At 59.2% G+C, this 25,496-nt stretch carries 24 protein-coding genes; 10 read left to right on the top strand and 14 right to left on the bottom strand.

Going from position 1 to position 25,496, the window contains the following annotated elements; translation table 11 throughout:
- Positions 1-124: 124 nt before the first annotated feature.
- A complete protein-coding gene (locus tag ACFSE1_RS14860) occupies positions 125-631 on the bottom strand; it encodes a ferritin-like domain-containing protein (protein ID WP_377402965.1) in 507 nt (168 codons plus the stop codon).
- Between the two features lie 142 nt (positions 632-773).
- Here ACFSE1_RS14860 and ACFSE1_RS14855 point away from each other — a divergent pair, with 142 nt between their 5' ends.
- Both ACFSE1_RS14855 and ACFSE1_RS14850 read left to right on the top strand, forming a co-directional pair.
- A complete protein-coding gene (locus tag ACFSE1_RS14855) occupies positions 774-935 on the top strand; it encodes a hypothetical protein (protein ID WP_377402963.1) in 162 nt (53 codons plus the stop codon).
- A gap of 87 nt (positions 936-1,022) precedes the next feature.
- Positions 1,023-2,519: a phospholipase D-like domain-containing protein gene (locus ACFSE1_RS14850; protein ID WP_377402961.1), complete on the top strand. Its 1,497-nt coding sequence runs from the start codon at positions 1,023-1,025 to the stop codon at positions 2,517-2,519.
- Here ACFSE1_RS14850 and ACFSE1_RS14845 read toward each other — a convergent pair.
- Entirely contained in the window at positions 2,493-3,443 is a 951-nt protein-coding gene (locus ACFSE1_RS14845; protein WP_377402959.1) for a putative bifunctional lysylphosphatidylglycerol flippase/synthetase, read from the bottom strand. The two genes, ACFSE1_RS14850 and ACFSE1_RS14845, sit on opposite strands and share 27 nt — an antisense overlap.
- 90 nt (positions 3,444-3,533) lie before the next feature.
- Here ACFSE1_RS14845 and ACFSE1_RS14840 point away from each other — a divergent pair, with 90 nt between their 5' ends.
- Entirely contained in the window at positions 3,534-4,289 is a 756-nt protein-coding gene (locus ACFSE1_RS14840; RefSeq protein ID WP_377402957.1) for an endonuclease/exonuclease/phosphatase family protein, read from the top strand.
- Between the two features lie 4 nt (positions 4,290-4,293).
- Here the strand turns inward: ACFSE1_RS14840 and ACFSE1_RS14835 are convergent, their stop codons facing one another.
- Both ACFSE1_RS14835 and ACFSE1_RS14830 read right to left on the bottom strand, forming a co-directional pair.
- On the bottom strand, positions 4,294-4,527 hold the full coding sequence (locus tag ACFSE1_RS14835) for a hypothetical protein (protein WP_377402955.1): 234 nt from the start codon (positions 4,525-4,527) through the stop codon (positions 4,294-4,296).
- A 14-nt stretch (positions 4,528-4,541) separates the two neighbouring features.
- Entirely contained in the window at positions 4,542-4,805 is a 264-nt protein-coding gene (locus tag ACFSE1_RS14830) for a hypothetical protein (protein ID WP_377402953.1), read from the bottom strand.
- A gap of 319 nt (positions 4,806-5,124) precedes the next feature.
- Between ACFSE1_RS14830 and ACFSE1_RS14825 the strand changes: the two genes are divergently transcribed.
- Together ACFSE1_RS14825 and cydB are read left to right on the top strand one after the other, a co-directional pair.
- The gene (locus tag ACFSE1_RS14825) at positions 5,125-6,552 is read left to right on the top strand and encodes a cytochrome ubiquinol oxidase subunit I (RefSeq protein ID WP_377402951.1); all 1,428 of its coding nucleotides are present in this window, start codon (positions 5,125-5,127) and stop codon (positions 6,550-6,552) included.
- Positions 6,542-7,546, top strand: coding sequence for a cytochrome d ubiquinol oxidase subunit II (gene cydB, locus ACFSE1_RS14820; protein WP_377402949.1), 1,005 nt, complete (start codon positions 6,542-6,544; stop codon positions 7,544-7,546). The genes ACFSE1_RS14825 and cydB overlap by 11 nt, the downstream gene beginning before the upstream one ends.
- A gap of 171 nt (positions 7,547-7,717) precedes the next feature.
- Here the strand turns inward: cydB and ACFSE1_RS14815 are convergent, their stop codons facing one another.
- From ACFSE1_RS14815 to ACFSE1_RS14800, 4 genes are all read right to left on the bottom strand, one after another.
- Entirely contained in the window at positions 7,718-8,530 is an 813-nt protein-coding gene (locus ACFSE1_RS14815; protein WP_377402947.1) for an ABC transporter permease, read from the bottom strand.
- Positions 8,527-9,258, bottom strand: coding sequence for an ABC transporter permease (locus ACFSE1_RS14810; protein WP_377402945.1), 732 nt, complete (start codon positions 9,256-9,258; stop codon positions 8,527-8,529). Before ACFSE1_RS14810 ends, ACFSE1_RS14815 begins: the two co-directional genes overlap by 4 nt.
- 127 nt (positions 9,259-9,385) lie before the next feature.
- Positions 9,386-10,168, bottom strand: a complete 783-nt coding sequence (locus tag ACFSE1_RS14805) for a transporter substrate-binding domain-containing protein (protein ID WP_377402943.1) — start codon at positions 10,166-10,168, stop codon at positions 9,386-9,388.
- Between the two features lie 29 nt (positions 10,169-10,197).
- The gene (locus ACFSE1_RS14800; protein WP_377403325.1) at positions 10,198-10,971 is read right to left on the bottom strand and encodes an ABC transporter ATP-binding protein; all 774 of its coding nucleotides are present in this window, start codon (positions 10,969-10,971) and stop codon (positions 10,198-10,200) included.
- Between the two features lie 287 nt (positions 10,972-11,258).
- Here ACFSE1_RS14800 and ACFSE1_RS14795 point away from each other — a divergent pair, with 287 nt between their 5' ends.
- The 4 genes from ACFSE1_RS14795 (at position 11,259) to ACFSE1_RS14780 (ending at position 17,288) form a co-directional block, all read left to right on the top strand.
- A complete protein-coding gene (locus ACFSE1_RS14795; RefSeq protein ID WP_377402941.1) occupies positions 11,259-11,891 on the top strand; it encodes a TetR family transcriptional regulator C-terminal domain-containing protein in 633 nt (210 codons plus the stop codon).
- A gap of 29 nt (positions 11,892-11,920) precedes the next feature.
- A complete protein-coding gene (locus ACFSE1_RS14790; RefSeq protein WP_377402939.1) occupies positions 11,921-13,126 on the top strand; it encodes a pyridoxal phosphate-dependent aminotransferase in 1,206 nt (401 codons plus the stop codon).
- A 110-nt stretch (positions 13,127-13,236) separates the two neighbouring features.
- Positions 13,237-14,991, top strand: a complete 1,755-nt coding sequence (locus ACFSE1_RS14785) for an ABC transporter ATP-binding protein/permease (RefSeq protein WP_377402937.1) — start codon at positions 13,237-13,239, stop codon at positions 14,989-14,991.
- Positions 14,992-15,104: 113 nt separating this feature from the next.
- Positions 15,105-17,288 (top strand): putative bifunctional diguanylate cyclase/phosphodiesterase, encoded by a 2,184-nt coding sequence (locus ACFSE1_RS14780; protein WP_377402935.1) that lies wholly within the window; start codon positions 15,105-15,107, stop codon positions 17,286-17,288.
- A gap of 41 nt (positions 17,289-17,329) precedes the next feature.
- Here the strand turns inward: ACFSE1_RS14780 and ACFSE1_RS14775 are convergent, their stop codons facing one another.
- Together ACFSE1_RS14775 and ACFSE1_RS14770 are read right to left on the bottom strand one after the other, a co-directional pair.
- The gene (locus ACFSE1_RS14775; RefSeq protein WP_377402933.1) at positions 17,330-19,246 is read right to left on the bottom strand and encodes a PAS domain S-box protein; all 1,917 of its coding nucleotides are present in this window, start codon (positions 19,244-19,246) and stop codon (positions 17,330-17,332) included.
- A gap of 26 nt (positions 19,247-19,272) precedes the next feature.
- On the bottom strand, positions 19,273-20,022 hold the full coding sequence (locus tag ACFSE1_RS14770; RefSeq protein WP_377402931.1) for a Crp/Fnr family transcriptional regulator: 750 nt from the start codon (positions 20,020-20,022) through the stop codon (positions 19,273-19,275).
- Positions 20,023-20,152: 130 nt separating this feature from the next.
- On the opposite strand from ACFSE1_RS14770, the gene ACFSE1_RS14765 reads away from it, so the two are divergent.
- On the top strand, positions 20,153-20,878 hold the full coding sequence (locus ACFSE1_RS14765; RefSeq protein WP_377402929.1) for a response regulator: 726 nt from the start codon (positions 20,153-20,155) through the stop codon (positions 20,876-20,878).
- Positions 20,879-20,987: 109 nt separating this feature from the next.
- Here the strand turns inward: ACFSE1_RS14765 and ACFSE1_RS14760 are convergent, their stop codons facing one another.
- The 4 genes from ACFSE1_RS14760 to ACFSE1_RS14745 all read right to left on the bottom strand — a co-directional run bounded on the left by ACFSE1_RS14760 (position 20,988) and on the right by ACFSE1_RS14745 (position 25,482).
- Entirely contained in the window at positions 20,988-21,341 is a 354-nt protein-coding gene (locus tag ACFSE1_RS14760) for a hypothetical protein (RefSeq protein WP_377402927.1), read from the bottom strand.
- Positions 21,342-21,480: 139 nt separating this feature from the next.
- Positions 21,481-23,262 carry an adenine deaminase gene (locus ACFSE1_RS14755; protein ID WP_377402925.1) on the bottom strand — a complete coding sequence of 594 codons (1,782 nt, stop codon included), beginning with the start codon at positions 23,260-23,262 and terminating at the stop codon, positions 21,481-21,483.
- Positions 23,259-24,185 (bottom strand): nucleoside hydrolase, encoded by a 927-nt coding sequence (locus ACFSE1_RS14750; RefSeq protein ID WP_377402923.1) that lies wholly within the window; start codon positions 24,183-24,185, stop codon positions 23,259-23,261. Before ACFSE1_RS14750 ends, ACFSE1_RS14755 begins: the two co-directional genes overlap by 4 nt.
- A gap of 256 nt (positions 24,186-24,441) precedes the next feature.
- A complete protein-coding gene (locus tag ACFSE1_RS14745; RefSeq protein WP_377402921.1) occupies positions 24,442-25,482 on the bottom strand; it encodes a LacI family DNA-binding transcriptional regulator in 1,041 nt (346 codons plus the stop codon).
- Between the last annotated feature and the right edge of the window lie 14 nt (positions 25,483-25,496).

Raw genomic sequence — 25,496 nt, 5'->3', positions numbered from 1 at the left:
CTGATGACGCGAGCCGCGAGCTTCGCGTCTCACGCTTTTGCGTGACATCGCGGCCTGCCGCCATCCGTGGCGCATGTCGTTCTCGCAAAACCGCTTCACACTTTTGCGCGACATGTTGTGCCTCTCAACGCTTGGCGAGCAGGTCTCGTTCGTCGCGCATCAGATAAAGACGCGTGACGCCGTCCAGATAAAGCTCCAACCAGTCGGCCATGGCCTTTTCTTCCGAGAGAATGCGTTCGCACACGGCAACGGCGGTGGAATCTCCCAGCTCATCCGCAGCCGCCAGCAATACCTTGTATCTGGCAACTTCTTCATGGGCGAAGACATAGGCATTCATGCAGGTCCGGACGATTTCGTCTGCGGAAAAGGCGCCCGTCAGCCCCTGCGCGGTTGCCGACAAGCGCCCAGCCACGTCCTTGATCAACGATTGCGCGCCGGGAAAACGCTCCATCAGTCCGCGAAGCGCCTTCTCATGCCCTTCGCTATTGGCAAGATGCTCAATCATCTTCTCACGCAGATCGGGATAATTCTCGATACGCGCGATCTGGCTTTTCAGCAGGGCAATGGATTGCAGCTCAAGAGCATGGGCATCGCTCAGCCACTTGGCAAAGTGATCTTTAGCATGGGTCATAACCTCTCTCCTCTCCTTGGCCGCTTCCTCCTCCTGCATGTGGGCCGCACCCTGCCTTTTGCAAGAAGCCCGGCGCAAGATGGGGGAACCAAAGCGTATGGCTCGTGTTGTGGAGAACACACCAGAACGGAAGGAGCCATGCATGTCTGACCCACGGGAACCAAGCGAGCAGCCTCCGATGCCAGCTCCCGGCTGGGCACCCGAACCGCCGATCCAGGAGCCGGAACCGGATCGTCTTCCGGACGAAGACCCCGTTCCAAACCCGGATGAGACGCGTGAACCGCCGATCCAGGCGGACAACTGATCCAGTCACCTGTGAAGCATTGAGGCCGCCGCGGGAACCCGCGCGCGGCCAAGTGCGTTTTCGAGAAAATGTTTCAGGGGTAGCAACGTGGATCTCTCGTCAAAGGCAACAGTATCGGAAGAGCAGATGCGGGCAGACATCATTCGCCCGGGCCGGAATGCCTGGCGCAGCAGCCGCTGCGATAGAGCGGCCTTTCTCGTCGATGGAGCGGACTATTATCGGCGTCTCGAACAGGTTCTTCTGAAGGCACGCAAGTCGATCTTCATTGTCGGATGGGATTTCAACCCCAATATCCGCTTGCGACCGGAAATTCCCGGCAGCCCGACCCTTGGGCAGATCCTGCGCCAGCGCGTGGATACGCAGAATGACCTGAAGGTCTACATTCTCGTCTGGGGCATGGGCCCCATCTATTCGGGCAAGAGCCTGAAGCTTTTCAAGAAGAGCGGCTGGAACGACCACTCGCGGATCACGATGGAGTTCGACTTCCGCCATCCGGTGCGGGCAAGCCATCACCAGAAAATGGTTTGCGTGGACGACGCGGTTGCTTTCCTCGGCGGGATCGATCTGACCGCGAGGCGCTGGGATGATCGGCGTCACGCCCTGCCGAACCCCTTGCGCTGCTCTCCCGATGGAACCTGCTATGGCCCGGTTCACGACGTGCAATCCATCGTCTCCGGGGAGGCTGCCAAAATGGTGGGGGACGCCTGCCGCAAACGGTGGAAATGGGCGCGCAAGGAAAGCCTTCAGCCTGTTTCCGGCGAGCCCGATGCACTGTGGCCGCAGGATCTTGCCCCCGCCCTCACCCACTGCACCGCCGCGCTGGCCTTGACCGAGCCGCTTCGCTGGAACGGAAGAAAGGGACGTCGCGAGGCGATCCAGCTGACGCATGACGCGCTGCATGCAGCCAAACGGCATATCTATCTCGAATCCCAGTATTTGGCTTCGTTCAATGTCGCCCGCACGATCATCGACCGCCTGCAGGAAGCAAACGGACCGGAAGTGGTTATCCTGGTCACGCGGGAATCGCACGGTTTTCTTGAAAAGGTGATGATGGGCCACAATCGGACGCGGCTTCTGCGCCGGCTCAAACGGCATGACCGCTACGGCCGCCTTCGCGTTTTCTACGCCGTCACACAGGATGAGGAAGACAAGGAGCGCGAGATCGTCGTTCATGCCAAAGTGGTCATCATTGATGACCGATTTGTCCGTGTCGGCTCATCCAATCTCAACAACCGCTCCGAGGGGCTGGATACCGAGTCGGACCTCGCTTTCGAACCGGCCGATGCAGCCAATCGGCAGGCCATTGTGCGGTTTCGCAATGATCTGATTGCCGAACATCTGGAAACGACACCGGAAATCGTGGCACAGACCCTCGATGAAACCGGATCGCTGATCCGCACGATCGACCTTCTGAACGTCAAGCCACGAGGCTTGCGCCAGTTCGATGTCGATGTCCTGAACGGCGAAACGGATTCACTGGTCGGCACGTCACTGGTCGATCCGCGCCGTCCCTTCTGGCCCTATCGCCAGTTGAAGGTCGGCACGCGCTGGGCTCTGTCACGCCTGATGCGCAGCTTTACCTGAGACCTCTTCATTCTTGGGGCCATTGCGGCGAGCCAGGATCTCCGTCAGCAGGAATAGGGGCCCGCCGATCAACAGCGGCACGAAATAATACAGCACCCGGAATGCCACCAGCGCGCCAATCGAGGCACCGGCGGGCAGAAGCACCAGCATCGTCGCTTCCAGCACGCCGAGCCCTCCCGGCACGTGGCTCAGCATTGCAGCAATGGTCGCGGTCACATAGGCCGAGGCCACCTGCAGGTATCCGGCATCGGTAAAGGGCGACAGAAGCTGGTGCAGCGCTGCCGCGACGAAGCCGAAATTGACGGTTCCCACCGCAATCTGCGCAAGGCACATGCCGGTCGTTGGCATCTCCATGCGGAAACTGCGGAATTTCAGCGGTGGCCGCCAGCGCAGCGAGGCAAGCACATAGGCAACAGGATAGGCAAGAAAGGCAATGCCCAGCCAGAAGCGCGGCCATGGTTCCAGTTGCAGGATCGTTTCACCCGTCGGCGGCATCAGGATAAGTGCCAGTCCCGCCAGCATGCTCAGCCCCAACAGAACGGTGGCACCGCAGAAGAGAATGACCTTGGCCACCTCGTCGCCGGTCAGTCCCCAGCGCGTATAGAAGCGATACCGCACGGCCCCGCTGGAGAGCGCGGCACCGCCAACATTGTGCCCGATGGAGAGAGCGCAGAAGGAAGCCAGCGCCGCACGGGGATAGCTTTGCGGCTTGCCCACATATTTCAGCCCCAGCCAGTCGAAGAGGGAAAGGCAGACATAGGACGCCAGCACGCAGCCAAACCCGCTGACGATCCGGGACAGCGGGATCTGCGATAAGGAGTCTGTCACTTCCTCAAGGCTATACCGGCTCAAACTCCGGTAGACGAGAACGAGAGCGATGCAGATGACCAGAAAGATCAGAATTCGGAAGAGTTGCCGCGTCACGAGATGTCCTCGCCCTTCTTCAGCCGGGGATTGGCTTTCGATAATCAGTGCTGAGGGAACGAAACGCGGTGCAAACGGGTTCCCCGCGTCATGAACGAACCCATCCTCTCTACGTCCCCCACCCATCACCGGACCATTCGAATCCTCAGCTACAATGTTCACAGTTGTGTGGGCACGGATAGAAGGCTGGACCCCGGCCGCGTGGCCGATGTCATCGCATCCCTCAATCCGGATATTATCGGCCTGCAGGAACTGGATGTCGGCCGTCGGCGAAGCGGAGGCATCGATCAGGCTGAAGCCATCGCCTTGCGCCTGAAGATGGATTTCCACTTTCACCCGGCACTGCATCTGGAAGAAGAGCTTTACGGCGACGCGCTGATGACGGCGCTGCCCATGCGGCTTGTGAAGGCCGCGGCCCTTGGATCCTACGGCGAACCTCGCGGCGCTTTATGGGCAGAAGTGGATGTGCAGGATACATCGGTCCAGGTGATCAACACGCATCTCGGCCTGTTGCGGCGTGACCGCCTTCGGCAAGCCCGCGAACTTCTCGGACCGCACTGGATCGGTCATCCCACCCTGCGCGGCCGTCCAGCCATTCTCATGGGCGACTTCAACTCCATCCCCTCCTCTGCTCCCTATCGCGAACTGGGCGCAGCCATGGCGGATTCGAAAAGCCAGACCGGCAGGCTTCCCGATCCAACCTTTCCGTCACGCTTTCCACTCCTGAGGCTGGATCATATTTTTGTGGCCAACGGGCCGAAAATCGTGGAGGCGAAAGCCGTGCGCAATGACGCGACCCGCCTCGCCTCCGATCATCTGCCTTTGATTGCCGATGTGACGATATGAAGGCTCAACCCTTACGGTGCGGGCTTTCCTGATTGACGCCCCGAATGATGCCGGGATCGTCATGCATGGACACTTCACCCACCTGCGGGTTGATGCTCTCGCCCTTGCGGAAGGCTTCCCGCGCTTCCGGCGTGCGCTCCAGATCCGCGCGCGCATCGAAATCGGGATCCGCATTGGCGGTGTTTTCCCGCTTCTCGATAATCGCACGCTGCTGTTGATGCGTCTTGTTGCCTTGCATGGCCGATCTCCCGATCAGTGGCGTGAAACGAATTTGTTGAAACGGCTCGTCTTTCCGTCCTTTGTCTTGTCCTGATAGAGAAAGCTCAGCTCGTTCTCGTCGAAGATGGAGAAGAAATCGTCCCACTCGATCTTCTCCAAATTTTCTTCCGGCGCGCCGAAATCCACACGCAGCAGACCGCCCTCCTTTGCCCCTTTGACCCGGGAGGGATGGCCGCCACGCTTCTCGATCCAGCCACGGATTTCCTTGTGATCGGTCGTTTGAACGGATTCGCTCATGTTGGTTCTCCTGATGAACTGACACGGTTTTGAAACCAGTCCCCGGGACCAATGTTCCCCGAAGAATATCGCCGTCCTCTGGAACCAACCGCACACTTGCCAGTTCTTTGGCTGTCGCAATGCGCAAGCGCCTCGCGACAGCGTCATAGAACCTCCCCCCCTCGGGGCGCCTCCTTTCCCGGAGGCGCCCTTTCTTTAGGGCGCTTCAAACTGGCTCACATCGTCATGCGACGAAACTGACCATTGCCGAAGTTCAGCTTGCGGTTAAATACTTTCCCAAGAGGCCGATCGCAAGTTTCCGGCCGGAAAGAGAGCCGACATGTTCGAGCATTTCGATGCCACAATGCTGGCGCGAGTTCAGTTCGCCTTCACAGTATCGTTCCACATCATCTTTCCCGCCTTTTCCATCGGACTTGCGAGCTATCTGGCTGTGCTGGAAGGCCTTCATCTCTGGACCAGAAAGCAGATCTACATCGAGCTTTTCGACTTCTGGAAAACCATCTTCGCCATTGCGTTCGCCATGGGCGTCGTCTCGGGGATCGTGATGTCCTACCAGTTCGGCACCAACTGGAGCGTCTTCTCCGACAAGGCAGGGCCGGTGATCGGGCCCTTGATGGGCTATGAAGTACTCTCCGCCTTCTTCCTCGAAGCCGGGTTTCTGGGTGTCATGCTGTTTGGCCGCAAACGTGTGGGGCCAGGGTTGCATTTCTTCGCAACCCTGATGGTCGCGCTCGGCACGCTGATGTCGGCGGTCTGGATCCTTGCGGTGAATTCCTGGATGCAAACACCCGCCGGTTTCGCCATGAACGACCAGGGCCAGTTTGTGCCTGCCGATTGGTGGGCGGTCATCTTCAACCCGTCTTTCCCCTACCGCTTCACGCATATGGTGCTTGCTGCCTATCTTACGACAGCGCTGGTGGTCGGCGGTGTGGGGGCATGGCACCTCCTGCGCCGCACGGCACCTCTGCGGGCGGGAACCATGTTTTCCATGGCCATGGGCATGATTTCCGCGGTTGCGCCGTTGCAAATTCTGGCAGGCGATGCCCACGGGCTGAATACGCTGGAGCATCAGCCCGCCAAGGTGATGGCGATGGAAGGTCATTTCGAGAGCCATCCGAACGGCGCGCCGCTCATCCTTTTCGGACTGCCCGATCAGGAGAACCAGCGCATGCATTACGCGCTCGAGATCCCGAAAGCTTCCAGCCTCATCCTCAAGCACGATCTGAATGCGCCGCTGGCAGGGCTCGACACTATCCCGCGTGAAAAGCAGCCGCCCGTAGCGGTTGTCTTCTGGTCCTTCCGTGTCATGGTCGTGCTTGGCTTCGCCATGCTGGCACTCGGGCTTTTCAGCCTTTACTGTCGGTGGAAGGGTTCGCTCTACCAGAACGCATGGCTGCATCGTTTCGCCTGTGTCATGGGACCGGCTGGCTTCGTCGCCGTCCTCGCGGGCTGGATCACAACGGAAGTGGGCCGCCAGCCCTACACAGTCTACGGTCATCTCCTGACGGCGGACTCGATCTCGCCGATTTCTGCCCCTGCGGTCGCCGCGTCGCTGATCGCCTTCATCATCGTCTATTTCCTCGTCTTCGGTGCAGGCACCTTCTACATTCTCAGACTGATGGGCCGACTGCCCCGCGACCCGGATACACATTTGAGCGGCGGGCCGATCCGCAGCGCTGGCATTACGCCAGCCCCCGCTCTGACCGAAGACCACACCCGACACGGAGGCGCACATCATGGAGCTTGACCTTCCCTTCATCTGGGCGGCCATCATTGCCTTCGCCGTTCTGGCCTATGTGGTTCTCGATGGCTTTGACCTTGGCATCGGCATCCTCTTCCCCTTCTTCCGGCAAAAGCACGACCGCGATGTGATGATGAATTCCGTCGCCCCCGTCTGGGATGGAAACGAAACCTGGCTTGTGCTGGGCGGCGGTGGCCTGCTTGCGGTTTTCCCGCTGGCCTATGCCACTATTCTGCCCGCCCTCTATGCGCCGCTGATTGCGATGCTTCTTGGCCTGATTTTCCGCGGCGTTGCCTTCGAATATCGCTGGAGAACCAAGCGGGCCGAATGGCTGTGGGACTGGGCCTTCGCGGGCGGTTCCATTGTTGCGGCCTTTGCGCAGGGCATCGCGCTCGGCGCGCTGGTGCAGGGAATTCCGGTGGCAAACCGTGCCTATGCCGGTGGCTGGTGGGATTGGCTGACCCCCTTCTCCATCCTGACAGGGATCGCGCTGGTCATCGGTTATGCCCTGCTCGGCGCGACATGGCTGGTGATGCGCACCGAGGGGGAGCTGGCAGAACGTGCGAGGAACTTCGCCTTCTTCACCGTCTTTGGAACCGTCGCCGCCATGGGCATCGTCAGCGTCTGGACGCCTTTCCTCAAGCCGCAATATCTGGATCGCTGGTTCGCATTTCCCGGAGCGCTCTTGACGGTTACCGTGCCGCTTCTGGTCTTTGCCTGCCTTTATGGCGTGCTCACAGGTCTGCGCGACAACAAGGATAAACGCCCCTTCCTTTGCTCGCTCGGTCTTTTCGTGCTGGCCTATGCGGGCATCGGCATCAGCTTCTATCCCTATATCGTGCCAACCTCGCTGACGATCTGGGATGCCGCCGGACCGGATGAGAGCCTCGGCTTCCTTCTGGTGGGGGCCGCCGTTCTGGTGCCCGCCATCCTGATCTACACGTCCTATGCCTACTGGGTCTTCCGCGGCAAGATGAACCCGGATGAAGGCTATCACTGATGGCCGGGCAAAAGACACGTCAGATCGCCTGGTTCATCGGCCTGTGGCTGGCCGGCGTCCTTGCGGTCGGCTTTGTCGGCCTCGTCATCAAGCTCTGGCTGGGAGCCTGATGCCTTCTGCCACCCGTTTGTCTTTTCGGGAAAAGCGGTTTGAGCTTTTCCCTGCCAGACTTCAGGCTCCGCGGTTCGGAATGCGCTTTTCGAGAAGGCGGAAGGCATAAACCAGCATGCCGGTCAGGATCAAATAGATCAGCGCCAGGAACAGCAATGGCTCGTAAGTCAGGAAAGTGTCCTGGCGGACGCGCGAGATGACGCCATAGACATCAACCACCGTGATCGTCGCGACAAGCGGCGTTGACTTCAGCTGAAGAACCGTTTCCCCCGTCAAGGTCGGCAATGAACGCTGCACGGCACGGGGCAGCCAGATGCGGCGGAACATGGTGAAGCGACCCATGCCATAGGCGCGCGCTGCTTCCAGCTCTCCCTTCGGCACACCGGCAAATGCGCCGCGCATAACCTCCCCCTCATAGGCCGCGAAGGAAATGGTCAGCGCCGCAAAACCATAAGGCCAGGCCTGCCGGAGATAGGGCCAGAGAAAGGACTGGCGGATTTCCGGATATTGCGCAAACAGCGACCCCAATCCGTAATAGATCAGCCAAAGCTGCAAAAGCAGTGGCGTTCCGCGAATGAGGGTACAGAAGCCACGTGCCAGCCAGGCCAGAGGCTTCGGCCCCGTCACCTGCACAAGGCCAAGCGGCACGGCAAGCAGAAAGCCGGCGATAGAGGTGGAAAAGAGCAGCAGAAGCGTTTCCCAGATGCCCCAGAACAACCGGGTCTGATATTGCGGCAACCAGTCCCAGCGCATGAACCACGCCATGCAGAAGACGATGCCTGCGAAGACGGCCATCAGGAAAATACGGTGCGGCTCAAAGAGGCTGCGTGCTTTCGGCGGCTCGTAAGCGGGAATTCCGGTCACTTCACTCATGCGGCACCTTCCGGACGGCTCATGCCGCGGCGCGCACGCTTTTCAAGCATTCCAATGAGAACGTTGGAGATCAGCGTGACCAGGAGATACAGCACGCCCGCTGCCAGAAAGAACATAAGATAGGCCTTGGTGGTGCCCGCCGCCTGCCGCGTTACCAGCGTGAGTTCCGCAAAGCCGACAACGGCGAGAAGCGCTGTGTCCTTGGTGGCAATCAGCCACAGATTGGAAAGGCCGGGTATCGCATAGGGCAACATGGCAGGAAGCGTGATGCGGCGAAGCGCCAGCAAGGGGGCCATTCCATAGGCGCGCGCCGCTTCGATCTGGCCCGCAGGAACGGCCAGGATGGCGCCGCGCAAAACTTCGGTGGAATAGGCGCCTTGAACCACACCAATCACGAAAATGCCTGCAGCAAGGCCACTGATATCGACCGCCGGCAGGCCAAGAAGCCCCATCAGCTGGTTCACGGCATCAGTGCCTGCGTAATAGAGAATAAGGATGAGGATGAGTTCCGGCACACCACGCACAACGGTGGTATAGACCTCAAGAAGATCGCGCAGGATCGGGCCGCCCCACAGCTTGCCGGCGGCACCTCCGATACCGATGAACAGCCCCAGCAGATAGCCGCCGATGGCTACCTTCAACGACATCCAGAGCCCCTGCAGCAAAACGCCACCCCAACCGGGGGAAGACAGGGCAAGAAGGCTCAGGTCAAAACTTGTTGGGCCCATGGGTCCGGTTTTCCGGGCTTATGCATCATATCCCGCCTGCCGAAGATGGAGCGGGCGACATGATGCAGCGCATCAATAGAAAAGCCGAAACCCGTCGGATGACGGGCTTCGGCCACGATGAAGGCGATTACTTGCCGTAAACGTCGAAATCGAAATACTTCTTCGAAATCTTGTCATAAGTGCCATTCGCGCGGATAGCCTTGATTGCCGCGTTGAACTTGTCCTTCAGCGCCGTGTCGTCCTTGCGAACGCCAACGCCAACACCCGCGCCGAGGATTTCCGGATCATCCTTGACATTGCCCTTCAGATCGCAGCAGGCCTTGCCCTGATCCGACTTCAGGAAGGAATCCAGTGTAATCAGATCGGCCTGGATGGCATCGATACGGCCAGCGGCCAGATCGCTGTTGGCCTCATCCTGCGACTGATATTCCTTCAGTTCGGAAATGGCGCTGCCGAAATACTTTTGCACATAGCGCTGGTGAATGGTCGAGGCCTGAACGCCAACGATCTTGCCCTTCAGCCCTTCTGCCGTCGGCTCGAATTTCTCGCCCTTCGGGCCAATGATGGCGGAGGGAGTGTTGTAATACTTGTCCGAGAAGTCGATCATCTTCTTGCGCTCGTCGGTGATCGACATGGAGCTCATGATCGCATCGATCTTCTTGCCGTTAAGGGCCGGGATCAGGCCATCGAAGGCAATCGGCGTCAGGGTGCAGTTCAGCTTGGCTTCCGCGCAGAGCGCGTCCATGATTTCCACTTCCCAGCCGACCCATTTGCCGCTGGCATCCGGAGAGCTGAACGGAGGGTAAGGACCGGAATCCACGCCTACCTTGACATCCTGCGCGACAGCCGTGGTGAGGCTCGCGGCACCCATGGCAAGCGCGACAAGCGCTGTCTTGACGATAGTTTTCATGATTTCCCCTTTCAAGATTATCTTCTTTGTTAGTGAATTGAACTGATGAACTTCTTCAAACGCTCGGATTGAGGGTTCTCGAAGATGGCTTCCGGCGGGCCCTGCTCCTCAATGACACCGCCATGCAGATAGATGACATGGCTTGCCACCTGGCGCGCAAACTTCATCTCATGCGTGACAAGCAGCATGGTGCGCTTTTCGCGCGCAAGATCGCCGATAACGTTCAAGACTTCGCCGACAAGCTCCGGATCGAGGGCCGAGGTCGGTTCATCGAACAACATGACGAGCGGCTGAATGGCAAGCGCACGGGCGATGGCTGCACGCTGCTGCTGCCCACCGGACAGGAAGGCCGGATAGGCATCGCGCTTCTCATAAAGGCCCACGCGCCGCAAAAGCGTTTCCGCCACCTCGATGGCCTGGTCCTTCGGCTGTCCAAGCACATGGACCGGCACTTCGATGACGTTTTGCAACACCGTCATGTGCTGCCACAGATTGAAGCTCTGGAACACCATGCCGAGCTTGGTGCGAATGCGCTGCACCTGGCGGCGATTGGCAGGCATCAGACCGCCAGCCCCGTCATCTTTCATCTGAATGGCTTCGCCATGTATAGAAACGCTGCCGGATGTGGGCAGCTCAAGCATGTTGATGCAGCGGAGGAAGGTGGATTTCCCCGAACCGCTACCGCCGATCAGAGCAATCACATCGCCCTGCCTGGCGGTGAGAGAGACACCCTTGAGGACCTCCAACGGACCAAAACGCTTATGGAGATCGCGAACTTCAATGGCTTGCGCCGTTTCCGTCATGTTACCTTCACTGCCAGCCTTCATTGGCCGGTCTTGCCTTAACCAACGTTCCCCCAGCCTGTTTTTGATGACGGCGCTGGTACCGATGCATTAAGAGGCGACTTTTGCACTTGTCCATAAATTACTCAAGCGTATATTATTCGTTCTGAACAGTCTTCAGTTCTGGCATCCGGAGAAGGATCCATCGGAACAGCTCGCTGCACCGACCTGACACTCTCCCTCCCTCGCTTTTATGGATGCCGTATTTCGAAGAATTTGCGTTTTGCAGCCGCAAGAGGGAAGTTGAGTTGACCCGCCGCAGCTATCACCGCGCCTCGGAAAGCGAGCGTCGCGAAGATCTGATCAACGCCACATTGGATTGCATCGCGGAGTTTGGCATCCAGGGCGCGACAGTGCGCCAGATTGCCACCAGAGCCGGGGTGACCGGCGGCCTGATCCGGCATTATTTCGACAGCAAGGACCAGATGATCCAGGCGGCCTACCGCCAGATCATGGAAAACATGCTGGAACCTGCCCTGACGGCTGCCGATCAGGACCTCCCTGCCCGCAGGCGTCTTTGCGATTTCATCGTCGCAAACCTTACGCCACCGGTGACGGATGTGAAAATGCTGTCGCTCTGGGCAGTCTTCATCGGCCAGATCCGCATCGATCCGGCGATTGCCGCCATTCACCGGGAAAACTATCTCGTTTTTCTAAACAAGCTTGAGGATCTGATTTCGTGCTTCTTTCGTGAACGCGGGGAAGTTATCGATTCCGAACGTTGCCGCCAGGACGCTATCGCGCTAAACGGCCTCATCGACGGGCTGTGGCTGGAAGGCACGCTGGCTGCGGATATGTTCCGTGAATGCGAACTGGCGCAAACAGCCCTCACTTCGGTGGAGCGCCTTCTCGGGTTGAGACCCGGCGAGCTGTCCGCCTGACGATTTCAAGACGCCTTGAGGAGATTCACGTGCGCTACGCTTCCATCACCGACCGTTTGGCAGATCTTGGCTCGGGCCGCTGGGCCTTGCATATGGCTGCACGCCGCATGAAGGCCGAAGGCGAGCCGATTATCGAGCTGACCATCGGCGAACCGGATCTCCCCCCGCATCAGGATCTGCTGGATGAGTGCGCACGCGCCATGTATGCCGGTCGCACGCGCTACTCCAACGGACGCGGCGAACCTGCGGTTCTGAAGGCCCTGGTGGAGAAATATGCAAAACGCCGCCCCGGCGTGACCGAGAAGAACTTCCTCTGCTTCCCCGGCACCCAAAGCGCCCTTTATGCGGTCATGACCGGCCTTGTCGAGGCAGGTGACGGCGTGCTCGTTGGCGATCCGCTCTATGCGACTTATGAAGGGGTCATCGCATCCACCGGCGCGCATCTGATCCCGGTTCCGCTTCGCCCGGAAAATCGCTTCCATCTGCAGGTGCAGGATCTGGAGCGTGCCATTACGCCCGAAGCACGGGTTCTTCTCCTGAACACGCCGCATAACCCGACAGGCGCCGTTCTGACAGCTGCGGAAATTGCCGCCATTGGCGCGATCTGTCGCAAGCACGACCTGTGGATCGTCTGCGATGAAGTATATGAACAGCTGATCTTCGGAACGGATTTTGCCTCCCCCTTCGACATGCCTGAGCTGGCAGAGCGAACGATTGTCGTTTCCTCCATCTCCAAGTCGCATGCCGCCCCCGGCTTCCGCAGCGGCTGGGCCGCCGGACCGGAGGAGTTCTGTGCAAAGCTCCTGCCGGTTTCCGAAACCATGCTCTTCGGCGTCCAGCCCTTCATTGCCGACATGGCGGCGTTGGCTCTTTCCAGACCCTTCGAAACAGCAGGCATCATGAAGGCAAATTACAGCCGTCGTGCCGCCATCATCGAAAAGACCCTCACCGGCAGCAACCTCTTGAAGCCGATGATGCCGGAGGGTGGAATGTTTGTGGTGGTGGATGTCACCGGCACCGGCCTGAGTGGCGAAGCCTATGCCTGGGAACTTCTGCGTAAGGAAAAGGTCGCCGTCATGCCCGGCTCCTCCTTCGGCCATCAGGCAGCGGGTTTCGTCCGCATCTCCCTGACGGTGCCCGATGACGTGCTGGAAGATGCCGTCAAACGCATGGCGCATCTGGCAAGCAGCCTCATTGCCAATCCGCAATCGGACAGCGACAAACTGCGCGCCTGAAAACAGGGCATCCGCCTGCCGCAAGCTTGCCATGAGAAGCTGGGATTTACCAATTGCCTGTACAAACAGGCATGGTGGAGACTTCCCGTTTCCGCGGGTGGATGCAAAGCATGGCGAATACGGAACAAAACGCGGATCGATCCGACATTGAAAACGAGTATCCCGACTTCGGCTTCGGGAGTCAGTTGAAGATGATGGCGGGTGCCTTCTGGACATCCCAGGTGCGTGGCCGTGTCCTGATCCTCACTGTGGCATTGCTGACGATCATTCTGACGACGGTTTATGCGCAATACCGGCTGAATTATTGGAACACGCCGTTTTACAATGCGCTTGAACAGCGCAACCTGCCCGAATTCTTCACCCAGCTGAAGGTTTTCTTCGTTATCGCCGGCTCGCTTCTGGTTCTCAATGTCATCCAGGCCTGGCTGAACCAGATGACGGCGCTTTACATGCGTGAGGGCCTGACCCGCGACCTGGTGGATCAATGGATGAAGCCGCGGCGCGCCCTGCGCCTCAGCCGCCTTGGCAAGATCGGTGTGAATCCCGATCAGCGCCTGCATGAGGATGCCCGTAATCTTGCCGAACTCACCACTTCGCTTGCCATTGGTCTGGTGAACGCCACGATCCTTCTCGTCAGTTTCATCGGCGTATTGTGGGTTCTCTCCGCCGACTTCTCCTTCGTCTTCGATGGAAAGCCCATCCATATTCCGGGCTATATGGTCTGGGCAGCACTGATCTACGCGGGCTCGGCCTCGATGCTGAGCAACTATGTCGGGCGCAAGCTGCCAATTCTGAATTCTCGAAAATTGTCGCAGGAGGCAGAGCTTCGCTTCACCCTCATGCGCACCAATGAAAACATGATGGCCATCACCCTGACAAAGGGCGAAGGCAATGAGCAACGGCGCATCAACGGGGCCATCGACAATGTTTTGGCGATCATCCGGCGTCTGGCCCTCGCCTATACCAACCTTACCTGGGTTTCGGCGGGCTTTGGCTGGCTGACAACCATTGCCCCCATCCTCATTGCAGCGCCCGTCTATTTCAGTGGCAATCTTTCCTTCGGCGGTTTGATGATGGCCGTGGGCGCCTTCAACCAGGTGAACACGGCGCTACGCTGGTATATCGACAATTTCCGCCCGATCGCCGACTGGAAAGCGGCACTCTTCCGCGTCTCGGTCTTCCGCCGCGCCTTGATCGATCTCGATCAGGCAGAAGATGCCCCATCAGGGCTTAACCTGACCACCGGCAAGAGCGAGCAATTGGTTCTGAAAGATCTGGTGCTGACAGCAAACCCGAGCGGCAACGGTGGAGATCGCGGGCTGCGGCTGGACGGTGAATATGTCATTGGTCCCGGCGAACGCGTGATGATAAACGGCGATCCGCGTGCAAACCGTCGGTTGCTCTTCCAGGCGCTCGCGGGTCTGTGGCCATGGGGCCAAGGCGAAATCCGGCTGCCCAAAAGCGGCCGCTTGCTGTTGATCCCGCAAAAGGGCTATTTCCCCGATGCACCTCTGCGCGAGGTGCTGACCTACCCGCTTCCCGCCGATGCCTATCGCGACGAGGAGTTGCAGAAAGCCCTTATGGATGTCGGGCTGCCGCGACTGGTTGACCATCTGGATTCGCGCGACCGCTGGGAAAGAATACTGGAAGAGGAAGAGCAGATGCGGCTTCGGCTGGCCAATGCTGTTCTTGTCAAACCCGGCTGGATTATCCTGGACGATGCTTTGGAAGCACTGGATCCCGAGACGCAAAAGGATATTATCGGCATCCTCAACGCAATAGGTGGCGCAACAGTGATCTACGTGGGCAGATCGGAAACCTTTCTGTCTATCGAGCCAAAATCAATACATCTTCAACCTTATTGATCGAGGAGTCATCTCAAATAGAGAATATTAGCATTTGCCGCTTCTACGTTATGCTTTTTCTAAACTTTATGACTCTAAGTTAGGAGCCAACAGACGCACCAATCGGGGTTGGCATGCATCAGGCTTCCACAGACGCACAAGGCCGGAGGTCGCGAGCTTCACTGCTCGACCACTACTATCTTGGGCGCAACTATGACGACGCCTTCACCCGGTCCTTCTGCAAACTGATTTCCAGCCTTGCCAAGGTGCCAATCGCCTATGTCTCTCTGATTTCCGACGATCAACAAATCATCAGGGCGTGCAGCGGAGCAGAGATCGGCGAGATTTCCCGTCAGGATAGTATCTGCAATCTGGCCATCGAGCAGAAAACGCCGCTGATCATTCTGGATGCCGCTCTAGATGAGCGGGTTCGCAATCTGCCGATTGTGGCAACGGCTCCCCATATCCGCTTCTATGCCGGTGTTCCTTTGACAACGCCGGATGGCCATGTGCTCGGCGCTCTGTGCTTTGCTGATACCAGTCCCCGGAAATCCTGGAGCGCGGCAAAAACAGATCATATGGTGCGGGCAGGACGCCTGTTGATGGAACATTATGAGGCCCGTAGAGAGGGCTTCCCGGCAACCACGGCTGCAAGCTTCATCAATGCCACGGAACTTTCGATGATCTCGGTCGATCGCTCCGGCACCGTTCAGTTCGTCAACGAAAGCCTTTTGCGCCTGCTGGGCTACGCGCGCGAGGAGATTATCGGGCAAAATGTGAGCGTGATCGTGCCACAGCGCTTCCGGGCATCGCACGACCATAGCTTCGATCGGCTCTCCACTTCGCAAGGCCCCCTGCTGAACGGCAAGACCGTGGAGGTTTTCGCACGGCATCGCAACGGAACTGAAATTCCGATCGAAATCACGCTGACCGCCTGGACCGACGCAAATGGCCTTGGCGTCGGCGCCATCATCAACGATATTTCCGAGCGCCGTGCGAGAGACGCGCGTTTGCTGCGGCTGGCCAACCAAGACCCAGTGACCGGCTTCAACACCCGTCATCACTGGGAAGAATTGCTGGAGCAGCACATTGCGACGCATCGGTCCGGCACCGTCATTCTGGCTGAACTGGATGGCCTGCGCGAGACAGGCGACCGCCTCGGGCAGGATGTGTTCGATACTCTGCTGCAGAGCATTGCAGTTCGTTTGCCCCGCGTTCTGTCGAAAGACTGCCTGATAGCCCGGTTTACGGAAGAACAGATCGGCATTCTCGTCCCTTCCGCCCAAACCGTTGCCGACGCGCAAACGCTCAGCGAGGCTGTCCTGAGCGAACTTGCCCTGCCGTTTGACCTCGGCACCATGCGGCTGAAGATCCGTCCGATGATTGGCTATGCCCGCCGGGGAGAAGCGGCTGACGCGCGCGAATGGCTGGCCAATGCCGACTTTGCCCTGATGCATGCCAAGCGTGGCGGCGGCAAGACCGCCGTGACCTATGAGGGGCCGCTGGCCCAGGCAGCACTCCGAAATCGCGTAGCACGCGATGAATTGCTGGAAGCGTTGAACAAGAAGCAGTTCGTTCTGCACTACCAGCCGCAGGTGATGCTGGAAACGGGCGAACTCAGCGGTATCGAGGCACTTATTCGCTGGGAACACCCTGAACGCGGTCTCATCCTGCCGGGAGCCTTCCTGCCCGCGCTGGAGCAGAGCGCATTGAGCCTCGACGTCGGGGCCTGGGTGATGCAGGAAGCGACACGGCAGCTGGGGGAATGGATCGGCAAGGGGCTCCCGCCCATTAAGATGGGCATGAACCTTTTCCCATCGCAAATTCGCGGAAGCGATCTTCCGCGTGAGATCAGCGATCTGGCATCACGCCACGGCATCGATCCCAAATGGCTCGAGCTGGAAATCACGGAAACGGCCACGCTGGAAGACGAGGATCGCGCTTTCGAACTCATCAGCGAGTTGAGAGAGCTTGGGATCGGTATCGCATTCGATGATTTTGGCACCGGCTATGCATCTCTTGGCTCCCTGCAGCGCTATCCGATCACCACCCTGAAGATTGATCGTGGCTTCGTGCGCGATCTCATGAGTCGCCAGAGAGACGCCGCAATCACCCGCGCACTCATCATGCTCAGCCATGACCTCGGACTGAAGACGATCGCAGAAGGCGTGGAGTCGCTGGACCAGCAGATCGCACTGCGGCTCATGGGCTGCGATTACGGCCAGGGCTTTCTCTACGGGCGCGCGCTGCCTGCCTCGGATATAGAAACCATGCTTGCGGCCCGCATGCCGCGACGCCGCAACAGCTCCAAGGCCTGACGCCTTTAGAGCATTTACCTGAGAAAAGTGCGTAGCGGCTTTTAGTCCAGCAGGGCGCGCAGCTGGATGGCAAGTTCCCGGGCAGTATAGGGTTTCTTCAGCCAGCTTTCGTCAGCGGCAAGCTGCTTGCCAGCCACGTCCGGCTCCGCATAGCCTGAGGTGAACAGAATACGCACCTGCGGCCAGCGCTCCCGCACATGCCCTGCCAGTTGATCGCCAGACATGCCCGGCATGGCAATATCGGTAAAGACAAGAGCAAAACCCTGCTCCTGCTCCAGAACAGCCAGCGCCTCCAGCCCGTTGCCCGCCTGGCGCACCTCGTATCCCATGGTCTCCAGACGTGCCACGGCAACGCGCCGCACCCGCGCATCGTCTTCGACCACCAGCACCTTTTCGGTACCGCCGGGAAAATCGAGTTCGGGCGCGTCATTCTCTCGCGAAGGATCCGCCGCCTTGGCATCCCCCTGAAGCGCGGGCAGGAAAAGCCGGATGCTGGTGCCCTGTCCAGGCTCGCTGTAAATCTGGATATGTCCGCCCGATTGCCGCACGAAACCATAGACCATGCTGAGGCCAAGACCCGTGCCCGCCCCCATGGTCTTGGTGGTAAAGAAGGGTTCGAAAGCCCTTTGCTTCACCTCCTCGGACATGCCGGTTCCGGTGTCTGTCACGGAAATCAGCACGTAATCGCCTGCCCTCACCTGCGGATACATCTGGGCATAATCGAAATCGAGGTGGCTGCGGCTTACCTCTATCGTCAACTGCCCGCCAGAAGGCATTGCATCCCGTGCATTCAGCGTGAGATTGAGCAGAGCATTCTGCAATTGCGGCCCATCCACCAGGGCCTCATTCTCGCCAGCGCGAATGACAGTGCGAAGCTCGATCCGGTCGCCAATGGTCCGGCGAATAAGTTCAGAGAAACTCGACACCATCTGCCCCAGATCCGTCAGGCGCGGGTTGAGAGGCTGGCGACGTCCGAAGGCCAGCAATTGACCGGTCAGTTTCGCCCCGTCATCTGTCGCACCCTGCGCTTCACGCAGAAGCACCAGCGCCTTGGGATCCTTCACCCGCATTTCCAGCATTTCAAGATTGCCGCTGATAATGGTGAGAAGATTGTTAAAATCATGCGCCAGACCGCCGGTCAGCTGGCCGATGGCTTCCATTTTCTGGGCCTGGCGCAGCTCTTCCTCAATCTTGTGACGGGAGGTCAGGTCACGGATGAAGCCGGTGAAAATGCGCTTGCCGTTCGAGGCCGCCTCGCCGACCGCCAGCTCCATGGGAAAGGTGGAGCCATCCTTGCGCAACCCCTTGACCACCCGGCCAAGCCCGATGATGCGCCGCTGGCCGGTGCGAAGATAGTTGCGAATATAGTTGTCGTGACTGCCACGGTCGGGTTGCGGCATCAGCATGCTCACATTCCGGCCTTCCACCTCCTCGGACTCATAGCCGAAAAGATCCTCGGCCGTGGTGCTGAACGAGGTGATGATGCCTGCTTCATCGATGACCACCATGGCCTCGGGAACAGTCTGGAGAATGGAGCGAAAATGCGCTTCGCGCGCCGCAAGGCTTTCCTGAATGGTGGCCGCAGCGCGAAAATCCTCGTTGATCTGCAAAATGACGGCCTGACCGTCCACATCCTGCCCGGCTGCAAGCCAACGGCTGAGCACGGAGATCGTGTGCCCATCCTTGTGTCGGTATTCCAGATTGGCCTTCCAGGCACCTTCGGCGCGAATGGCAGCTTCCTGCTCGTCCAAAGACAGGCCGGGCTCAGGCGACAGCAATTCGATCACATGCAGGCCAATGGCCTCGTCCCTTGACCAGCCGAAGAGATCCGTACTGCCGGAACTCCATTCGCGAATGATGCCGTCGTGGGAATGCACGATGAAATTGATCGGATCGAGCAGCGACAGCAGACCCATCAGGGGTGCTACAGATGCATCACTTGCCTTGCTGTCTGCCATACGACGTCCGTGAACCTTCCATCCTGTCAATTCGGCCAGACAGCCTGACGCGTTTTCACGCCGCTGCCGCCAAGCTCCTCATAACTATCTCCATCTCCGCAGAGAGCAAGCAGTTTTCCTGGCTTCGTGACATCGAAAGCGTGACGTCCGTTTGGCGTAATGATGCCGCGTTGAATGAGCTTGGTAATGGTGCGCGATACCGTTTCGATGGTGAGGCCCAGATAATCGGCAATATCCTGGCGGCTCATGGCAAGCTCGACCATGCGTGGAACCTGGCCTCCGGCATGGCGACGGCCAATCATCAGGAAGAAGCTGCAAAGACGCTCTTCGGCGCTCTTGCGCGAAAGAAGCACCATCTGCTCCTGGGCCGCAGCCATTTCATCGCACATCAGGGAAAACAGCTGTGGACGAAGCTCGGGCGAATTCTCAATCGCATCCTGGAATGCCTTGCGCGTCAAACGGCGAACCTTGACCGCCGTTACGGCTTCGGCGCTGTAGAGGTAAACATCCTTCAGCGACAGACCGACCATATCGCCCGCATAGAGAAATCCGGTGATAACGCGACGCCCATCACCGATGATCTTGAAGATGCGCAACACTCCTTCAGTGATTTCGAATATATGTTGTGCCCGATCACCTTGCCAGAACAGGCCTTCACCGATATCCAGTGTTTCGCGGGGTGTGGAAGCAAACAGCTCGTCCAACGTTACCAGCTGCGGTTTCATGCCAGCAAAGGCGCCGAAGTTTGGTTGTGCGTTGGAAGCTGTCGAAAACATGATATGTCCCTCTGTCTTGATGGCGGGAATATGGCGGTGGCCAGTGACAGAAGAATGCCGCACGTGTTACCCTTCGTTTGGATTGTGTAACGGTTTGTAACAGAGCAGAAAAAGCAGTCGGGTCAGTCGGATGACGAAAGTCGAGAAGCGGGCGGAACGGATTCTTGTCGTCGATGATGATCCCCGCATCCGACAGATGGTAACGCGCTATTTTGAGGATGAAGGCTTCCACGTGATTGGTGCGTCCGATGGACAGACCATGCGCCGCGCCCTTCAGGATCATACCGTCGATCTCATTCTCCTCGACCTCGTTTTGCCCAATAGCGAAGACGGTCTGGCCCTTGCACGCGAAGTGCGCGCCTCCTCCGATATCCCGATTGTCATGCTGACGGGTCGCGATGATGTGCTGGACAGGATCATCGGCCTTGAGGTGGGCGCGGACGACTATATTCCGAAGCCGTTCCATTTGCGTGAAGTGCTGGCCCGCGTGCGCAGCATTCTGCGCCGCCGCCGGCCCGTGGAACAGGCTCCTCCGGATGCAGGCCAGGTGCTGGAATTCGAAGGCTGGCGGCTTGAGATCAACCGGCGCCGGCTGCTCAATCCCGAGCAACAGGAAATCGAACTGACCACGGGCGAGTTCGATATGCTGACAGTGATGATCCGCAATGCGGGCCGCGTCCTGACGCGGGAAATGCTGATGGACAAGACACGCGGCCGATCACTGGAAGCTTTCGACAGGGCCATCGACGCGCAGATTGCGCGCCTGCGCAAGAAGATCGAACCCAATCCGGCACAACCGACCTTCATTCGCTCCGTGCGCGGGGTCGGCTATATATTCACCGGCGAAATGAAATAGGGCGATTAGCGCATTTACCTGAGAAAAGTGCGCAGCGGTTTTCCGTCCGGAAATGCGTAAAAACAAAGAGTGAGAGCGTTGTCGTGTTTCTGTTCGATACGAAAACGCTCTACGATCTCAGGCTGCTGCCAGTTCGGTGCGCCAGCGCATTGATGCCCTCCTGCAGAGCTTCGCGAACGCCTTCCTCATCGAGAACGGTTGCGACAACCTGCATGGGAACGTCCAGCACGGCACCTTCCTGTGTCTGCGTCAACCGGGCAAGACAGACCGCTTTCAGATAGCCGCGCGCATTGGCGCAAATCATCAGACGCTCATCGCCATCCAGCTGTTGCCGGGCAATGATGCCCTCGCAATAACGTCGCCACTGGTCCAGATCGGTCGCTATATCCGCCGCAGCCGCAAGCGGGAAAGCGAGATCAATCTCGGAAGCCGTCATTTCAGCGACGTGATAGGCCCGTTCCATGGTCGTTCCTTCGAGGGACTGCCCTCAAATGCGGCGCGGATTGTCTCTCGCGCCTCAAATCCAGGATCAGACTTTAGCCGCGCAACATGGCTCAGGCTTTGCGCAGAATCAACTGCGACAAAAATGTACACCTTTTGCGTCAGAAGCTTCTTATAATTGGATTTTCTAAAACTTTTCCCGAAAGAACATCGGCAATGCCGAGATCCGTCTGGTGGGGACCGGCATTACACGCAAGCGTGGCGCCGAAGCAGGCCTTGAAGACGAGATAGGGCGGCTGCCAATCCACGAGTTCATCCATGACCTGCCGGATCCTGGCAAATTGCGCGGCAACCTCCGAAACGGGGCGACCCGAGACCAGGCCCGCCAAGGGCAAGGGAAGGACGGCCTTCACTTCACCATCCGCCGCAACGGCCAATCCGCCACCGGCGGCAATCACCGCGTTGGCGGCGGCGGCCATGTCGTCAGGATCGCTGCCGAAAACCGTCAGATTGTGGCTGTCATGCGAGACGGTGGTTGCGAAAGCGCCCCGCCAGTTCCCCCAGCCTCGCAGGAAGCCGATACGCGGAACGGCTGGCACTCGTCCGTGGCGGTGGATGACGGCAATCAGCACCACATCAGCCGGCGGCACAACGGCACCATTCACCACATCCGCCTCGACCTCACCCCATTGTGTGAAACGGGGGCGATCGATAGTGGCGAGGCAAACTCGCTCACCTTCTGCACGAAGGCAAAAATCATCGGCTGTCAGTGCCGCAAGCTTCATGCTGCCTTCAAGCGCACCTGCCTCGATGCCAATCGGGGGATGAAGCAAGGCACCGCCTGCCGCAACCTCCCTTCCGGAAACGAAGACCCGCCGCGCCTCAAACGCCGACAGATCTTCGAAAAGAACCAGATCGGCGCGTCGTCCGGGCGCAATAACGCCGAGATCAGGCCGGCCAAGCCGCCGTGCCGCATTGATGGTTGCCGCCTGAAGCGCCCATTCCGGCTTCAAGCCATAGCGCACGAGACGCCGCACCACATCGTCCAGTGCGCCAGCGCCATGCAAATCATCGGGAAACACATCATCGGTGCACAGCGTCACGGTTTGCGGCAAGTGCCCAAGCCTGTTCAGCACATCGACGAATTCCGGCAAAAGATGGTCGTGGCTGCCGCGCAATTCGATGGTGAGCCCCGCCCGCAATTTCTCCATAAGATCATCGCCAGACACCAATTCATGATCGGAGGTCACCCCTGCCGTCACAAAAGCTTGCAGATCCTGCCCCGTGAGGCCACGGGCATGGCCGCAGATTAGTTTCTGCTCCTGAAGCCCGGCCTGAATGATGCCTTCCATGCGGCCATCGCCCTCGATGATGCCGCGCATATTCATCATTTCCGCAACGCCCGCGATATCGGGGCGGGCAAGAAGAGAGGCAAGAACCGTTTCATCGAAATCGGCGCCTGCCATTTCCAGGCCCGGTGCAGAGGGCACAGAAGACGGCGCAAGCAGAATGACGCGCAGCGGCAAATCGATCGCGGCATCGGCGGCCCAGTTCACGCCTTCGACACCCATCACATTGCCGAACTCATGCGGATCCCAGACAACGGTGGTCACGCCTTTCGGCACTACGGCCTGTGCATAATGGGCGGGTGTTACCATCGAACTTTCGACATGCATATGCGTATCGATCAGACCGGGACAGATAATGCTGCCCGCCGCATTGACGATGGTTGCCGCCATGTCATGCATGCCCGGCGCGTGCACACTGGCAATCATGGGTCCGACGAGCCCGACATCCGCAAGGCGCAACTCACCCGTCACGACATCCAGAACGGTGCCACCCTTCAGAAGCACGTCGAAGGGGAGTTCCCCCCTCGCTGCCTGCACGGCACGGCGCCGCAGTTCCGGGAGATTGAGATCGAGAAATTCAAACGGACGGGTCATAAACCGGCTTCATCCTGAAGAACCTGAAGGATCAGATCGCGCGCCTCCTCGACCCTGATCCCATGCGCATAATGCGCGTTGAACGCCCCTCTTCCAGCACGCGTTTCGATGACGGTACGGCCCCGTGTGTGCTGTCCGTGCAGCTCCACATCCAGCCGTGCTTCACGCCATTCGAGAAGATCGGGACGGATGAAGGCAACGGCTGCCACCGCATCGTAGAGGGACATAGCCCGGCGTCCACGACTGACGGCGATATCGATGAAGCCGCTGAGGAGATCGGCAATCAGCGCCGCATTGCGGCCACCTGCGGCACGAACCGGCGAGACATCGGCGGGCGCAGCCAGAACCTTGCGGCACAGGTCGAGATCCACCATCCGGATCGGCAGGCCGTGCGACAGGAGGATGGCCAGCGCTTCCGGGTCCGCCAGGGCATTGAATTCGGCAGAGGCGGTGTGATTGCCAGTCGTCAAACCGCCCCCCATCCACACGATTTCCGCGATGCGGCCGATCAGATCGGGACGGGCAAGCACAAGGGCTGCGAGATTGGTGAGAGGACCGAGCGCCAGAATGCGGCGGTCGCCCCCTTTTTCAAGCCAGCGGCATAAGGCTGGGAAAGCATTCTCGGCGTGCAGGACCACAGGCACTTGCGGCAGGCGCAAGCCCGCCGTCGGCATGCCGTGGGCGCCGAGAATGCTCTCCGCTGTTTCGAGCGGTGATAAAACCGGCCCGGAACGACCTGTATGGATGGGGAATTTCCATTGGAATGCCTGCGCGGCACCGGCGGCATTCGCCTCTACCTGCTGCAGGGTGCTGTTGCCGAAGACAAGCGAGACCCCATCGATCACGAACTGCGAATGCGCCACGACGAGAATCGCAACGATGTCATCGAAGCCCATGTCGGTGTCGATCCATACGCCCGTCACGCCCTAGCTCCCTTTTCGGAAAAACAGGACGCAAGTGCGCCGCGCACGGTGACATGGAAAGGACCTGGGACCATGTTCACCGCACGCGGCGGCCCGGCCAGTCCCGCCGCCAGGGAGACTGTTCCGGGAATAGGCAGGCGGCCACGCAGAGCGGCGCCCATTGCAGTTAGGGGGATGCGAAAATCAAGAGTGACAGGAAAGGCCTCAAGCAAGGCCAAATTAGGGCATGCACAGCCAATCAAGGGAATATCTTGCCTCATGACGCCACCTCAGCCGGAACGGCTTTGCGCGCAGGGCCGCTTGAGGCCCGAACTACAAGCGTCATGGCCACCCGATCGATCGGCGAGACGACGGCGAGAGGCTGGCTGTCTCTGGCGCGAGGCAAATCCTCTATGGCCCGGACAAGAGCATCCATGGCAAGGCGCGCAATCTCTGTCATGTTCATACGCATTGTTGTCATGCCCGGCGTCACAACCGATGACCACAGAAGATCATCGAAACCCGTGACAGAGACGGCCTGAGGCACAGACAGGCCCGCCCCCTGAAGCTCGGTCAAGGCACGCAATGCCGTCAGGTCCGAAAGGCTGGCAACGGCAGTCGCCCCACCGGCCACACGATCTGCAAGCCCCAGCGAACAACCCGGGCCAAATTGCTGTTCGACAGCATCAATATAGACGACATCCAGCTCGGCATCGGCCCCAAGCCCGTCTCGCAGGCCCTGAATGCGGTCGGCCTGCACGATGGATCGGGCGCTGGTGGCCAGCACGACAACCTTTCGATGGCGCAGACCCGCAAGGTGCTGCCCCATCTGCCTGCCAGCATCGCAGTGATCCGCAGAGACCGTGTTTCCGGGTGTCGAGGGCGAGTCAATCATGGCGACAGGACAGCCGACATCCGCCACACGGGTGCCCCGGCGCGGGATGACGACCATGCCATCGACACCACGATCGATGAGACGTGACACGGCCTCAGCCTGCCCCAGTGCATCACCGCGAGAATCGCCGATCAGGACGCCGTAACCGCGCAGCGAAGCCGCATGTTCGATAGCCTGCGCAATCTGCGGAAACAGCGGATTGGAAATATCGGGCAAGACAAGACCGAGCACACCGCTCCGGCCCGTTCGCAGGGCGCGTCCGGCACTGCTCGGCACATAACCAAGCTCACGCGCCGTCTGCCGGATTTTTTCCGCCAGCTCAGGCGATATGCGGCCCTTGCCCGAGAGGGCATTGGACACAGTCGCCACGGAAACATTCAGAGTTTCCGCCAGAAGCGTGAGTTTCGGTTTGACTGACGACATGGCTCGCAACTTGA

Source organism: Affinirhizobium helianthi (assembly GCF_042680945.1).
In the GTDB taxonomy this organism is placed as follows: domain Bacteria; phylum Pseudomonadota; class Alphaproteobacteria; order Rhizobiales; family Rhizobiaceae; genus Neorhizobium; species Neorhizobium helianthi.
The sequence above is the reverse complement of the archived record's forward strand: the minus strand, read 5'-3'. Positions and strand labels throughout refer to the sequence as shown.